The organism is Streptomyces sp. CA189 (genome assembly GCF_056428985.1).
In genome coordinates, this window is sequence record NZ_JBWJVM010000200.1 from 1 (window position 1) to 668 (window position 668).

Annotated in this window: 2 protein-coding genes; both read right to left on the minus strand. The window is 54.9% G+C overall.

The features are described 5' to 3' along the window. On the minus strand, positions 1-363 hold a 363-nt coding region (locus tag AC061S_RS44505), incomplete at its 3' end, for a type VI lipase adapter Tla3 domain-containing protein (protein WP_478691586.1). Beyond that, positions 363-668: effector protein Tle3 domain-containing protein (locus tag AC061S_RS44510; protein WP_478691587.1), on the minus strand; the 306-nt coding region annotated here is incomplete at its 5' end. The genes AC061S_RS44505 and AC061S_RS44510, both read right to left, overlap by 1 nt.

The following is a 668-nucleotide window of genomic DNA, read 5'->3' on the forward strand; positions in this document are numbered from 1 at the left end:
ATCCTTGTCATCCGCAGACGTCGGATACTTCTTCGGGTCCATCGGCAGGATGCTGCCGACATGCAAGGCCTCGGCCTGCACCGCATTCTGCTCCTGCAAGGCCTTCCATACCTGGCCCTGGCGAAACACATCCAGGCTCATGCCTATGCTGAGCACATCCAGGGTTTCCAGGCGCGGCGAAGTTTTCGGAGCGTGATAAGCATCAGCGGACATGGCGGCCTCCTTGGCCGGGGTGTAAGCGGTAACGGACGTCGCTGGATTAACGAAACAACGCATCGAAGACAAAAGTGACTCGGCGGCATACCCAGCAGAACTGCTCAAAAGCAAACCGACGAGAGAGAGTGTTGAGAACGTCAAACGCATCAGCTCGCTCCTCCAAAACGCACCGGCCGGCTGTAATAGCGGTCTTCGATGGTTTGTGTCGCCACCAAGGAAGGCAGGCTGTCTCCTACTGTCACAGGGAGTTTGCCACTCTTGCGGTAGACTACAGTGGCGTCTATTAGCTCGCTATTTTTAGGCTCTTCCGCGTGATACAACGCTTGCACCTCTTCGCTCGGAATATGTATTTCGTCATTTGCTTGGCCATTTAGCCCCTTGTCCTTAGCCTTCCAATCCAACCGCCAATCCGCCACCCGACACAGATACTGATAGAAAACCACATCATCCAC